The organism is Mesonia maritima, assembly GCF_042433895.1.
Taxonomy (GTDB): domain Bacteria; phylum Bacteroidota; class Bacteroidia; order Flavobacteriales; family Flavobacteriaceae; genus Mesonia; species Mesonia maritima.
The window spans coordinates 147,729-160,491 of record NZ_JBHLUA010000006.1 but is presented as its reverse complement, the minus strand read 5'-3'; the positions used below and the strand labels follow the sequence as shown (position 1 = coordinate 160,491).

Here is a 12,763-nt window from a genome sequence, read left to right as displayed (position 1 = left end):
CTCGATTATCGAGTAAAAATACTAAATTAGTAAACGAACATCAAAAGATTAACGCGATGAAGAAAATACTTCTTTTATTGTTATGTAGTAGTTCTTTAATGCTTTCTGCACAAGAGAATTACACGAATCCTAAAGAAACTATTAAAACTTTTTTTGAAGCTTTTCATGAGCAGGATACGAGTAAACTTCGTTCGTTAGCGCTAGATGAACTTCAATTAAAATCTATTTCAACTGATGAAAATGGAGAACTTAAAATTACTACTGAAAAATATGCGGATTTTTTAAAATCAATAAAAAACATTCCGTCAAACCTTATTTTTGAAGAACGTTTACTTTCATATGAAATAAATACCGATGGAAATTTAGCAAATGTTTGGACGCCTTATGAATTTTATTTGAATGGTGAATTAAGCCATTGCGGCGTAAATAATTTTCAGTTGGTAAAAACCGAAAATGATTGGAAAATAATTTCTATAGTTGATACCAGAAGAAAAAATGCTTGCCAAGAATAATTGATTTTGCAATAAGGCTGGAAATATTCCACGTTAGATTATCACGTACTTTTATTACATTCGCTTAAAAAATTACAGATGAATTATATACTTTTTGACGGTTCGGTCCGCAATCAATTATTACCTTTTACCTTTACAAGACCAGTGGCAGATATTCGCGTTGGAATTTTAACCATTCGCGAAAAATGGGAAAAATTTTTAGATTCAACTACCACCACGGTAACTGAAGATTATTTAGCTGAAAAATGGCCGATGGTAGAAATGGAAGAAAACGTAATGATTAACGCTTCCTTTTGTCCTTCAAAAAGTTTAATTAAACAGATTGAAGAACTTCACCCAAGTCAGGTTTTAGTTTTTCAAGATAAATACATCGCTTTTAAAACCGCTGAAGAGCAAGAAATAGATTTAGAAAGTTTAGAGCAAGTTTCTGTAAAAGAAACACCGCTATTTATTGAACATACGTGGGATATTTTCGCGAAAAATGGAGAAGCCATCACAGCAGATTTTGAAATTTTAACCGAAGGAAGAACTTCCGCTGAAATTCCTGAATCGGTTTATTGCGTAAATAAAGAGCAAATTTTTGTAGAAGAAGGCGCAAAATTAACCATCGCTTCGTTAAACGCCAGCAACGGACCGATTTATATTGGGAAAGATGCAGAAATTATGGAAGCTTGCAGCGTTCGCGGTCCATTTGCACTTTGTGATAATGCTACTTTAAAAATGGGTGCCAAAATCTACGGACCAACCACAGTTGGACCTCACAGCAAAGTTGGTGGCGAAGTGAATAATTCGGTTATTTTTGGCTATTCCAATAAAGGTCACGATGGTTTTTTAGGAAATTCTGTGTTAGGCGAATGGTGCAATATTGGCGCCGATAGTAATAATTCTAACCTAAAAAATAATTATGCCGAAGTCCGTTTGTGGGATTATGAAACCGAAGGGTTTGCGCGTACCGGATTGCAATTTTGTGGTTTAATGATGGGCGATCATTCCAAATGTGGCATTAACACGATGTTTAATACCGGAACTGTGGTTGGCGTAAGTGCTAATATTTTTGGCGCCGGTTTTCCAAGAAATTTTATACCTAGTTTTAGTTGGGGCGGAAGCAGCGGAACTACAACTTACAAAACAAACAAAGCTTTTGAAGTTGCTGAAAAAGTGATGGAGCGTCGTTCCATAGAATTTTCAGAAGAAGATAAAGCAATTCTAGAACACGTTTTTGAAGAAACGAGTAAGTTTAGGAGAAGTTAAGTTATTCAATAACTAATTTAAAATTTAACAGGAGTCCGCTTAGATTTTCTTTAGAAAAACGGGCTCCTTTTAGATTATTATTTTCAGGATTTATATTAAAGTTTTGAGCAGTTTTAAAATCGCATTTAGCTAAATTTGTTCTTTCAAAAGTTGCATTGGTTAAAACCGCGTTTTCAAAATTGCTTCCTTCTAATGCTGCCTCGGTAAAATCAACTTCTTTTAACTGACAATCCTTAAAACTTATTTTCTTTAGTTTGCATTGAAAAAATGAAGAAAAATCTAGTTGACAATTTTTAAAGTTTACACGAAATAAAAAAGGATTACAGAAATCGAAACGCAAACCTAATAATTTGCATTCTTCAAAGTAAATAGCATTTAAACTGCAATTTTTTAAATTTGCAGAACTGAAATCGCACGTAAAAAAATTACATTCTGTAAAGTTATAACCTGAAAGATTTTTATTGTTGAAGGTACAATTGTAGAAATTGCAGTGCTCATATTCAGCAATTTCGTTCTCTTTCGAGAAATCTATATTTTTAAAGTCTTCGTCTTGATAAAATTTCATAATAAAAAAGTAAAACCCCGAAATTAAATCAATTCCGAGGTTTTTATAAAATTTTTAGTTCAGAATTAAATTCCTGTATAATTTTGTGGGGTAATTGCTTTTAATTCGTTTTTAATATCTTCTGAAACTTCTAGAGTTTCAATAAATTCAGCGATACTTTTTGCGTTTATTTTTTCGTTAGTTCGGGTTAAACCTTTCAACGCTTCATAAGGATTTGGATAAGCTTCTCGACGTAAAATTGTTTGAATAGCTTCAGCAACAACCGCCCAGTTATTTTCGAGATCTTGGTTTAGTTTTTCTTCGTTTAGCAATAATTTATTCAAGCCTTTTAAAGTAGATTTTAACGCGATAATGGTATGACCGAGTGGCATTCCAATTGTTCGTAATACAGTACTATCTGTTAAATCACGTTGTAAACGACTCACCGGAAGTTTAGCCGATAAATGTTCGAAAAGCGCGTTGGCGATTCCTAAATTTCCTTCGCTATTTTCAAAATCAATAGGATTTACTTTATGCGGCATTGCCGAAGAACCAACTTCTCCTTTTTTTATTTTTTGCTTAAAATAATCCATCGAAACGTAGGTCCAAATATCACGATCTAAATCAATTAAAATGGTATTGATTCTTTTGAGTGCATCAAAAGTTGCTGCCATAAAATCGTAATGTTCAATTTGCGTGGTTGGGAATGAGTGTTTCATCCCTAGACTTTCTACAAAACGAGTTCCGAATGATTTCCAATCAATTCCAGGATACGCTACTTTATGTGCATTAAAGTTTCCGGTAGCGCCGCCAAATTTTGCAGCGGTCGGGGTTTGTTTTAAGGTATTTAATTGCTCTTCAATTCTAACTACAAAAACTTCAATTTCTTTTCCTAATCGAGTAGGAGAGGCGGGTTGTCCGTGAGTTCTAGCAAGTAATGGAATATCTTTCCAGTCGTTTGCTAAGGTTTTTAATTTTTCAACTACTGCATCAAGTTCAGCAAAATAAACTTCTTCAATCGCGTCTTTTAAACTTAAGGGAACCGACGTATTATTAATATCTTGAGAAGTTAAACCGAAATGAATAAATTCTTTCGATTCGCTTAAACCAAGCTCATCCATTCGTTTTTTTATAAAATATTCAACAGCTTTTACGTCATGATTAGTAACTGCCTCGATATCTTTTACATCCTGCGCGTCTTCCACATCAAACTTTGTGTAAATTTCTCTTAGCTGAGGAAAAATGGCTTTATCAACTTTAGCAAGTTGCGGTAGTGGAAGTTCACATAAAGCGATAAAATATTCTATTTCAACTTTTACACGGTATTTTATTAAAGCTTCTTCGCTAAAAAATTGGATAAGTTTATTAGTTTTAGAAGCATACCTGCCATCTATTGGTGAAATTGCTTGAAGCGGATTCATGATCGTATTTGGTTAAAAAATTAAGCGGTAAAGATAAGATTTCACAGAGAGTATTTAAAATAGTCGCTCTTTTTTATTTTTATTTTATTAAAGCTGAGATTGAAAATTTTAAGACTAACTATTTAACAATCATTTTTTTAATTTTTTATAAAATCAAATGAAATAATTTCGTAATTTTCTATTCTAATTTTTGAGTGATGATTAGTAAAGCGACTTTAACTGAGGAGTTAAAAAATTTCCCCGAACATTTTACCATTAATGAGTTATTAGAGCATTTAATTTTAGTTGAAAAATTAAAGCGTAAGGACAAAAAAGTGTTTAATAAAAATGATATACCTATCGCTGAAGTAGATCGAGAAATTGAGCGTTGGTTCAAATACTAGCAATTTTTTTTAATATTTTTCGGCTTCGGGCTTTGTAACCTGCAGAACCTGATGCATAATTTTGCTGTAAAATCATGGCTAATTCTTTGTGAACCCAATCCACTTCTTTTCCGAGTAAATAAAGCGTTTGCATACTGTAAGCCTGTGGAGCGACTTTTTGTTCGGTAATCATCCAATCAAAACAAATCGCAATTATTTTTTCTATTTCATTCGGTTTTAATTGAATTGAATTTGTTGATGAAGAATGAACAATTGCCATAAGTTCTAAAATTTTAGCTAACGGTCTAATTACCGCATCTGTAGTAGCGTTTTCTGCGAGTTTTAAAATATTATCTAAATAAGCATAAATTTTATTCGGATTTTCTTTGCAAACTAATTCAATAGCACGAGCTGCTTTTGACCCTAAATCATCACTATTTTCGGAAATAATTGAAAATTGAAAAACTAACGCATTTTCGTCTTGAAGCAATTTTTTAGTATAAGCTTTCCGTTTATTAGAATCGCGGTTCATTTGCGCTAATTCTCTTAAAATTTCAGATTTATTAGCATAATATCTCGAGACTTGCCTCGAAATTGAAAATTTGTTTCTAACGAATGCTTCGTGGGTTTGCCCCGAGATGATAGTTTACTCATTTTCCGTCATTAATTTTTCAACTAATTTAGCAACACCTGTAGAAGCTTTTTCAGCAATAACATGCAATCGGTCTGAAGAATTAACCGAAGGTTTCGGGTCAATAAAATAAATAGGCGAATTTTCTGGCGCGTAATGCATTAAACTCGCGGCAGGATAAACTTGCATCGAGGTTCCAATAATAATTACCAAATCTGCTTTTTCAACTAATTCTACCGCCACTTCTAACATCGGGACTTGCTCGCCAAACCAAACCACGTGCGGCCGTAATTGATGGTTATGCTCGCAGAAATCACCTTTTTTTATATCCTCTCGCCAATCTAAAACTAAATCTGGATCAAACGTGCTTTGCGCTTTAAACAATTCGCCGTGAAGATGCGTTACGTTAGAACTTCCGGCACGTTCGTGTAAATCATCTACATTTTGCGTAATAATTTCTACGTGAAATTTTTCTTCCAATTTTACTAAAGCTTTATGCGCTAAATTGGGTTCAACTTCTTTTAATTGTCGCCTTCTTTTATTGTAAAAATCAAGTACTAATTCCTGATTATTTTCCCAACCTTGCGGCGAGGCAACTTCCATCACATCGTGACCTTCCCATAAACCATTATCATCTCGAAAGGTTTTAATTCCGCTTTCTTGGCTTACACCGGCACCGGTTAGAACTACTATATTTTTCATTTGCTCAAGTTTTAAAATCTAAATTTAATAGGAATTTTTTAATTGAAAAATTCTACTTTCGCATTATGAACGATTACGCATTATTAGAATATTTAGAGTCGTATTTAACGCCGCGGCGAAAAGAACTTTTTGAAAGAATTATAGCCGAACGAACCAATCATTTTACGGTTGCAATTGAAGATGTTTACCAATTACACAATACCAGTGCTGTCATTAGAAGTTGTGATGTTTTTGGAATACAAAATTTACACGTTACCGAAGAACGAAACCGAAAACGGATTGATCGTGAAATTGCAATGGGCGCGCAAAAATGGGTAAATATTAATCGTTATCATACAGCAAACGATACCGTAAGTACATTAAAAGAAAAAGGATATCGAATAATCGCCACAACTCCACATAACGATGCTTGTTTATTAAAAGATTTTGATATTTCTCAACCTTCAGCATTATTTTTTGGAACCGAAAAACAAGGTTTAAGTCAAGAACTTATGGAAAAAGCCGACGGATTTTTAAAAATTCCGATGGTTGGTTTTACGGAAAGTTTAAATATTTCGGTTTCGGCAGCAATAATTTTACAAGATTTAACCGCGCGTTTAAAAGCTAGCGAAATCGATTGGAAGTTAAATGAAAATGATTTGTATGATACACTTTTGCGATGGGCAAAAAATTCTATAAAAAGCAGCGAAAAAATCGTGAATCGTTATTTATCTGAAAAGGTGAATTCGTAAAGATTTCTCCCTTCATCGCCATTTTCTTCGTCCGCTAAATAAGCGGTATTTTCATTTTTAAAGCAAATACTTTCTTTTTGGGTTTGGTTACCTTCAATAGTATAAGATTCAATATTTCCGTTGAAAAAATGATCGTTTTTAAAATCTTTTATTCGCCAAATTTTTTCTTCACTTAGCAGCAGAATTTCCGTATTTTCTTTATTAATACTTGCAGCGGTAATCCAACAACCGTGGCGATTATTATCGCAGGTTTTGTAGGTGTCAATTTTTTTGGCTTGGTAAGTTCCGGCTTGGGCGGGAATTTTGTATAAATTAACCGTTCCGTCGGAATGTTTTGTTCTGTTTTTTGTGAAAATATATAAATAACCGTCTTTGTAAATAAAGGCTTCAGAACCGAAATTTCTGTTTCCTTTTTTAGCAGGAAACTTTTTTTGATCTTCAAAAGTAAAATTTATTTTTTCGGCTTTTGCTTTCTCTCCTTGATGAAGAAAATTTTTAACGATGTAAATACTTAAATTTTTTCTATTATTATCGTTATTGCCAAAATCGCCAATAAAAAGTGTTCCATTAAAGTCGGTGGCTAGATCTTCCCAATCTACATTTTCAGCATTTTCTATTTCCACTTCTTGTTCAATTTCTCCTTCTTCAGAAAAACCATAAACAATAGGTTCGTTTCCAGAATCGTTAATTCCCCAAATGAGAGAAGAATTAGTTAATTTCTCAATCCCGCTAATTTCTTCTAAATCTTTTGGAAGTTCAGCAAGTTTTGTAACCGATTGAGCAAAAGTAGAAAGTGAAAGAAAAAATAGTAAAGAAGAAATAAGAAGGCGCATAAATTTTTTAAGTTGAATAAATCAAAGTTTATGCCTTTTTCTAATCTTTTTGTTTTAAAACGCGATATTCTTCGTAACAGCCGCTAATTGCATCTAAAATTTGCAAATCGTTCGCGTTTTTTATGAAAGTTTCAGAATAATTACACTTCCGCAGAATTTCATCAATATCTACGGTGGTTACTTGTAAAAGTGCGGCTAAAGTTTCGCGATTAAATTTTTCTTGAAGTAAATTTCGAATCTCGTCATCTTCTTTCATTTTCCGAAGTTTTCGCATTTGCTTCGGTTTATTTCCAAACAGATTATAAAGTAAATCTGCCGGATTAAAAATGGATTCCATCGTTTTCGCAAAAGCTCCCGGTTGATTTGCACCGGCTTCGTATCCAGAATCTAAACCGGAGATACTATAACGAGCATTTTCATAAATAGGAATATTTCGCGCATCGATTTCTAAATATCCGGTAAGTTTTAAAGGCTTTACGGTAACTTCTTGTAGAGCGATCCCAATTTCTGTCATTTTAATTTTAACATCGCCATATTTAGTCCAGTCATTGGTAACGCGAACTTCAATGGTTTTGTAGCCTAAGTAAGAAAAATATAAGGTGTCGTTTACCGAAGCGTTGATTTCAAATTCTCCTACTTTATTGGTAACCGTTCCTTTTACCTCATTAAGGTTGATGATATTTACATTTTCCAATGGAATATCATTCGCGGCATCTAACACTTTTCCTTTGATTTTTTCAATTTCTTTAGCCTCTTCTTCCTGTGCAAAAGAAATTGTACTGAAAAGGCTAAAGAAAATGAGGATAACATAATTTTTCATAAAACTCGATCTCCGATGAAAGTTGTAAAATAAAAAATTATAATGAATTTAGATCGGTAGATCTTAAAATTCTACAAGCTTTTATTTATTTCTTTTTTCTTCGATTAATAGAACTTTTAATATTGGCTTTTCTACCACCACTACCGCCAGAAGGTTTGCTTCTTCTTGGGGAACGTTCAGAATTTCGGTCATTACCACCAAACTTTTTATCTTTTCTTTTTCCGCCGAAACCTTTTTTGCCGCTTTTGCGTTTTCCACCGCCACCGCCGCCTCTGTTCTTGGTGATTTCAACATTAATATTTCTACCTTGAAGCTGAAAGTCTTGAAATTTAGCAAGTACTTTTTCAGTTTCTGAAGCATCGGTGTTAAAGAAAGAAAAACTATCTTTTACATCTACGCGTGAAACACTATCGCGGCCTAAATCTAATTCTTCTTTAAGGAAATCTTTTAGCGACATCCAATCGAAATCATCTTTAGAACCGACGTTTATAAAATAGCGAACGCTATCGCCGGTTTCTTCACCTTCACGATAATCTCTGCTTGAAACTTTCTGATTAAGGTCTGAAGCGTTTTGATAATAATTGTAAAAACGTGTAAATTCTACTGAAAAGAATTTTTTAATTAATTCCTCTTTGCTGAAATCTTTTAAAATCTCTTCTAATTGTGGAAGAAATTGATCGATTTCGTGATTTATTTTTGTTTCTTTTATATCGTTTGCTAAATGAAATAATTGCACCTGGCAAATTTCATCACCACTCGGAATATCTTTTTGCTCGAACGATTGGTTTATAATACGCTCGATACTTTTAATTTTACGGACTTCACTTTTGGTAACAATTACCATGGAAACACCACTTTTTCCAGCACGTCCGGTTCTTCCGCTTCGGTGCGTATAAGTTTCAATTTCGTCTGGTAATTGATAGTTGATTACGTGAGTAATATCATCTACATCAATTCCACGTGCAGCAACATCGGTAGCGACAAGCATTTGAATTTGACGATTTCTGAAACTTTTCATCACTAAATCACGCTGATTCTGACTTAAATCGCCATGAATTGCGCCTGCGTTGTAACCATCTTCAATTAATTTTTCTGCTACTTTTTGTGTATCACGTTTTGTTCTACAGAAAATAACTGAAAAAATATCAGGATTAGCGTCGGCTAAGCGTTTTAAAGCTTGATAACGATCTCTTCCTGAAGTTATATAATATTCGTGCGATACGTTTTTAGCTCCTTCGTTTTTAGATCCAACCGTAATTTCTTGCGGATCTTTCATGAATTTTTTAGCGATTCTAGCAACCTCTTTCGGCATAGTCGCGCTAAATAACCATGTTTTCTTTTCTTTAGGTGTATGCGATAAAATTTCAGTTATATCTTCGTAAAAACCCATATTCAGCATTTCATCTGCTTCATCGAGCACACAATAGCCAATATTTGAAATATCGATCATTCTACGACCCACCATATCTTTCATTCTTCCCGGCGTTGCAACAATAATTTGTGCACCACGTTTCACTTGGCGTTCTTGGTCTGAAATACTCGCGCCACCATAAACCGCAACTGTTGAAAGTTGTGGAATATATTTTGCGTAGTTTTTTAATTCATTGGTAATCTGTAAACAAAGTTCACGCGTTGGTGAGAGGATAAGTCCTTGTGTTTGTTTACTTTGTGGATTAATTTTTTGTATTAATGGAAAACCGAACGCTGCGGTTTTTCCAGTTCCGGTTTGTGCTAAAGCAACTAAATCGGTTTCTTGTTCCAGTAAAACAGGTATAGCTTTTTCCTGTACTTCACTTGGGGCTTCAAAGCCCATATCCCTAACGGCATTAACAATTTCGGCATTAAGCCCTAATTCTTCAAATTTGTTCATATAAATAAAATAAGCTGCAAAGGTACGCATTCCTTTACAGCTTCTGCTACAAATAATTAAGTATTAATTTTTATTGGCGCCGCCAAAGGGTTTTGTACCCCGAAATTTGCATTGAAATTAAAAATTTATTTTTAAAAAATGCTCTAGGGTTTTGCCTAGAGATAACTTATGTTGAAAGGTAGTCTATCAATTGTTTTACCGCTTTTCCGCGGTGACTGATTTTACTTTTTTCCTCTTGACTCATTTCAGCAAACGTTTTATTGAAACCTTTGGGTTGAAAAACGGGATCATAACCAAAACCTTTTTCGCCACGTTTTTCGGTAGTGATTGTGCCTTCGCAAATTCCGGTAAATAGGGTTTCTTGCTCGTTAATAGTTAACGCGATTACCGTTTTAAAGCGTGCTTTTCGGTTTTCTTTTCCTTCTAAATTTTTTAATAATTTTTGAATATTGGCTTCATTATTTTTTTCATCACCCGCATAACGAGCGGAATAAACGCCGGGTTCATTATTTAATTCGTCTACTTCTAAACCGGTGTCGTCTGCAAAACAATTGAGTTGATAATGATCATTTACATATTGCGCTTTTATAACCGCATTTTGGTCGATTGTGGTTCCGGTTTCATCAATTTCTTCGTTACAACCGATTTCGTAAAGTGAAAGTAAATCGATGTAATTGGGAATTAAATTTTTAATTTCTTCAAACTTATGTTGATTATGTGTGGCAAATACTAATTTCATAGGAAAAATTTAAATGATAGTTTATCGGTGATGATAAGGTTCGTTTTTTAAAATAGTGAAAGCGCGGTACAATTGTTCGGTAAAAAATAAACGGACCATTTGGTGGGAAAATGTCATTTGTGAAAGTGCAATCTTTTGATTTGCCCGCTCATAAACTTCTTCAGAAAAACCATACGGACCACCAATTACAAAAATGAGTTGTTTCATTCCAGTATTTAATTTTTTTTGAATCCATTTTGAAAATCCTTCCGAAGAGAAATTTTTTCCATTTTCATCGAGCAACACTAAAATATCTGCCGGTGTTATTTTTTTCAGAATTAATTCGCCTTCTTTTATTTTCTGCTGATTTTCGTCTAAATTTTTACTTTTTTTGATGTCGGGAATTACCTCGAATTCAAACTTGCAATAGTGTTTTAGTCGCTTCACATACTGGTTTGTAAGTTCTTTTAATTTAGGGTCATCGGTTTTTCCGACCGCGAGTAATTTTATCGTCATCTTTATTGTTAGCGATTACTTTGTTACTTTAGCAAAAATAACCTGATAATATGATTAGCCAAGCACAATTTCAGAAAGAAATAGATTTAATTATTGCCAATGCCATTCGTGAAGATGTTGGCGATGGAGATCATAGCTCGTTAGCGTGTATTCCTGAAAATGCAACCGGAAAAGCAAAATTGTTGGTAAAGGCAAATGGAATTTTAGCCGGCGTAGATTTTGCCAAAAAAGTTTTTAAATACGTAGATGCCGATTTAAAAATGGAAGAAAAAATTGCAGATGGACAAGCGATTAAAAAAGGAGATATCGCGTTTTATGTAGAAGGAAAAAGTCAATCGATTTTAAAGGCTGAACGCTTGGTTTTAAACGCGATGCAACGAATGAGCGCAATTGCCACAAAAACAAAAGAGTTTGCAGATTTATTGGAAGGAACTTCAACCAAAATATTAGACACCCGAAAAACAACGCCGGGAATTCGTGCGATAGAAAAATGGGCGGTAAAAATTGGTGGTGGCGAAAATCATCGGTTTGCACTTTACGATATGATTATGCTAAAAGATAATCATATAGATTTTGCTGGTGGAATTTCAAAAGCTATTCAGAAAACTCAAAGCTATTTAAAAGAAAAAGACTTAGATTTAAAAATAATTGTTGAAGCAAGAAATTTAACTGAAATAAGAGAGATTTTGAGCAATGACGGTGTTCATCGAATTTTAATTGATAATTTTAATTATGAGGATACTAGAAAAGCAGTTGAATTAATCGGCGATAAATGCCAAACAGAATCCAGTGGCGGAATTACTTTAGAAACCGCTAGAAAATATGCAGAATGTGGCGTAGATTATATTTCAAGCGGCGCGCTTACACATTCTGTTTATAATTTAGATTTGAGTTTAAAAGCACTATAATTAATGTCGGAAGAGGTAGAAAAAGAGCTTAAAAAAATTCCTATAATTAGTTGGCTTGTACGTAAATGCAAGAAAATTATTCTACCCGGTTTGCAAGGACTTTCCCTATACGATTTATGGGAAATTTATTCCGTAGGAATTGTTAAAGGAACGTTTACCACAAGAGCGGGAGCTATTGCGTTTAGTTTTTTTATGGCCTTGTTTCCGTTTTTACTTTTTATTCTGAATTTAATTCCCTTTGTGTGGTTTATAGACGATTTTCAATTAAAATTACTTGCTTTTATCGATACGCTATTGCCACCACAAACCTCTTTTTTTAGTGAAGTTTTTTTAGATATTGCTAAAACTCCTCGGGGGGGATTATTATCGTTTGCGTTTTTACTTTCCATTTTTTTAAGCGCAAATGGTGTAAATGCTATTTTTACAGGTTTTGAGTATTCTTATCACACTACTATAAACCGATCGATTATAAGGCAATATATGGTAGCGGTTATTGTATCGATTATTATCGCATTTTTACTCTTAATTACAGTAATTGTATTTGTTTACCTTACTTATATTATTGAAGATTTAGAAGCCTTGGGCGTATTTTCAGATAATATAATTTGGGCACAAATTGGTCGATATGTCGTGTTTATTTTAATGATTTACAATGCGGTAGCGATTTTGTATTATTTTGGAACAAAAGAAGGAAAACACGCTCGCTATTTTTCAGTCGGTGCATTATTTACAACACTACTTATTTTACTCACTACTTTTCTGTTTTCAATTTATATTGAAAATTTTAGTTCGTATAATGAGCTTTATGGCTCGATTGGTGCATTATTAATTTTGATGCTTTACATCTGGTTAAATTCTAATATTTTGTTGTTAGGGTTCGAATTAAATGCATCGATAACACGATTAAAGAAAAATTTTTAATAACTTAACCACATAAAACTTAA

Annotated in this window: 15 protein-coding genes; 6 read left to right on the top strand and 9 right to left on the bottom strand. The window is 33.5% G+C overall.

Features of this window, described 5'->3' with window-relative positions; genetic code table 11:
• Positions 1-56: 56 nt before the first annotated feature.
• Positions 57-512, top strand: a complete 456-nt coding sequence (locus tag ACFFGL_RS05200) for a nuclear transport factor 2 family protein (RefSeq protein WP_309728138.1) — start codon at positions 57-59, stop codon at positions 510-512.
• A 78-nt stretch (positions 513-590) separates the two neighbouring features.
• Positions 591-1,763 carry a GlmU family protein gene (locus ACFFGL_RS05195; protein WP_309728136.1) on the top strand — a complete coding sequence of 391 codons (1,173 nt, stop codon included), beginning with the start codon at positions 591-593 and terminating at the stop codon, positions 1,761-1,763.
• Position 1,764: 1 nt separating this feature from the next.
• Here the strand turns inward: ACFFGL_RS05195 and ACFFGL_RS05190 are convergent, their stop codons facing one another.
• A complete protein-coding gene (locus ACFFGL_RS05190; RefSeq protein WP_309728134.1) occupies positions 1,765-2,328 on the bottom strand; it encodes a pentapeptide repeat-containing protein in 564 nt (187 codons plus the stop codon).
• 65 nt (positions 2,329-2,393) lie between these two features.
• Complete coding sequence (gene purB / locus ACFFGL_RS05185) at positions 2,394-3,728, bottom strand: adenylosuccinate lyase (protein ID WP_309728132.1); 1,335 nt, start codon at positions 3,726-3,728, stop codon at positions 2,394-2,396.
• Between the two features lie 197 nt (positions 3,729-3,925).
• On the opposite strand from purB, the gene ACFFGL_RS05180 reads away from it, so the two are divergent.
• Positions 3,926-4,111, top strand: coding sequence for a hypothetical protein (locus ACFFGL_RS05180; protein WP_309728130.1), 186 nt, complete (start codon positions 3,926-3,928; stop codon positions 4,109-4,111).
• Here the strand turns inward: ACFFGL_RS05180 and ACFFGL_RS05175 are convergent.
• Together ACFFGL_RS05175 and ACFFGL_RS05170 are read right to left on the bottom strand one after the other, a co-directional pair.
• Positions 4,101-4,622 carry a hypothetical protein gene (locus tag ACFFGL_RS05175; RefSeq protein WP_309728128.1) on the bottom strand — a complete coding sequence of 174 codons (522 nt, stop codon included), beginning with the start codon at positions 4,620-4,622 and terminating at the stop codon, positions 4,101-4,103. The two genes, ACFFGL_RS05180 and ACFFGL_RS05175, sit on opposite strands and share 11 nt — an antisense overlap.
• A 114-nt stretch (positions 4,623-4,736) precedes the next feature.
• A complete protein-coding gene (locus ACFFGL_RS05170) occupies positions 4,737-5,423 on the bottom strand; it encodes an SIR2 family NAD-dependent protein deacylase (protein WP_309728127.1) in 687 nt (228 codons plus the stop codon).
• A 65-nt stretch (positions 5,424-5,488) separates the two neighbouring features.
• Between ACFFGL_RS05170 and ACFFGL_RS05165 the strand changes: the two genes are divergently transcribed.
• On the top strand, positions 5,489-6,154 hold the full coding sequence (locus ACFFGL_RS05165) for a TrmH family RNA methyltransferase (RefSeq protein WP_309728125.1): 666 nt from the start codon (positions 5,489-5,491) through the stop codon (positions 6,152-6,154).
• On the opposite strand, the gene ACFFGL_RS05160 is transcribed toward ACFFGL_RS05165, so the two are convergent.
• The 5 genes from ACFFGL_RS05160 to rlmH form a co-directional block, all read right to left on the bottom strand.
• Positions 6,127-6,987, bottom strand: a complete 861-nt coding sequence (locus ACFFGL_RS05160) for a hypothetical protein (protein ID WP_309728123.1) — start codon at positions 6,985-6,987, stop codon at positions 6,127-6,129. The genes ACFFGL_RS05165 and ACFFGL_RS05160 overlap by 28 nt on opposite strands.
• Positions 6,988-7,027: 40 nt before the next feature.
• Positions 7,028-7,807 carry a carboxypeptidase-like regulatory domain-containing protein gene (locus ACFFGL_RS05155; RefSeq protein WP_309728121.1) on the bottom strand — a complete coding sequence of 260 codons (780 nt, stop codon included), beginning with the start codon at positions 7,805-7,807 and terminating at the stop codon, positions 7,028-7,030.
• Between the two features lie 85 nt (positions 7,808-7,892).
• Positions 7,893-9,677 carry a DEAD/DEAH box helicase gene (locus ACFFGL_RS05150; RefSeq protein WP_309728255.1) on the bottom strand — a complete coding sequence of 595 codons (1,785 nt, stop codon included), beginning with the start codon at positions 9,675-9,677 and terminating at the stop codon, positions 7,893-7,895.
• A gap of 166 nt (positions 9,678-9,843) precedes the next feature.
• Positions 9,844-10,416, bottom strand: coding sequence for a non-canonical purine NTP diphosphatase (locus tag ACFFGL_RS05145; RefSeq protein WP_309728119.1), 573 nt, complete (start codon positions 10,414-10,416; stop codon positions 9,844-9,846).
• 21 nt (positions 10,417-10,437) lie between these two features.
• On the bottom strand, positions 10,438-10,911 hold the full coding sequence (gene rlmH, locus ACFFGL_RS05140) for a 23S rRNA (pseudouridine(1915)-N(3))-methyltransferase RlmH (protein WP_309728117.1): 474 nt from the start codon (positions 10,909-10,911) through the stop codon (positions 10,438-10,440).
• A 50-nt stretch (positions 10,912-10,961) separates the two neighbouring features.
• On the opposite strand from rlmH, the gene nadC reads away from it, so the two are divergent.
• Positions 10,962-11,819 carry a carboxylating nicotinate-nucleotide diphosphorylase gene (nadC, locus tag ACFFGL_RS05135; protein ID WP_309728115.1) on the top strand — a complete coding sequence of 286 codons (858 nt, stop codon included), beginning with the start codon at positions 10,962-10,964 and terminating at the stop codon, positions 11,817-11,819.
• A gap of 3 nt (positions 11,820-11,822) precedes the next feature.
• On the top strand, positions 11,823-12,740 hold the full coding sequence (locus tag ACFFGL_RS05130) for a YihY/virulence factor BrkB family protein (RefSeq protein WP_309728113.1): 918 nt from the start codon (positions 11,823-11,825) through the stop codon (positions 12,738-12,740).
• Positions 12,741-12,763: the final 23 nt, after the last annotated feature.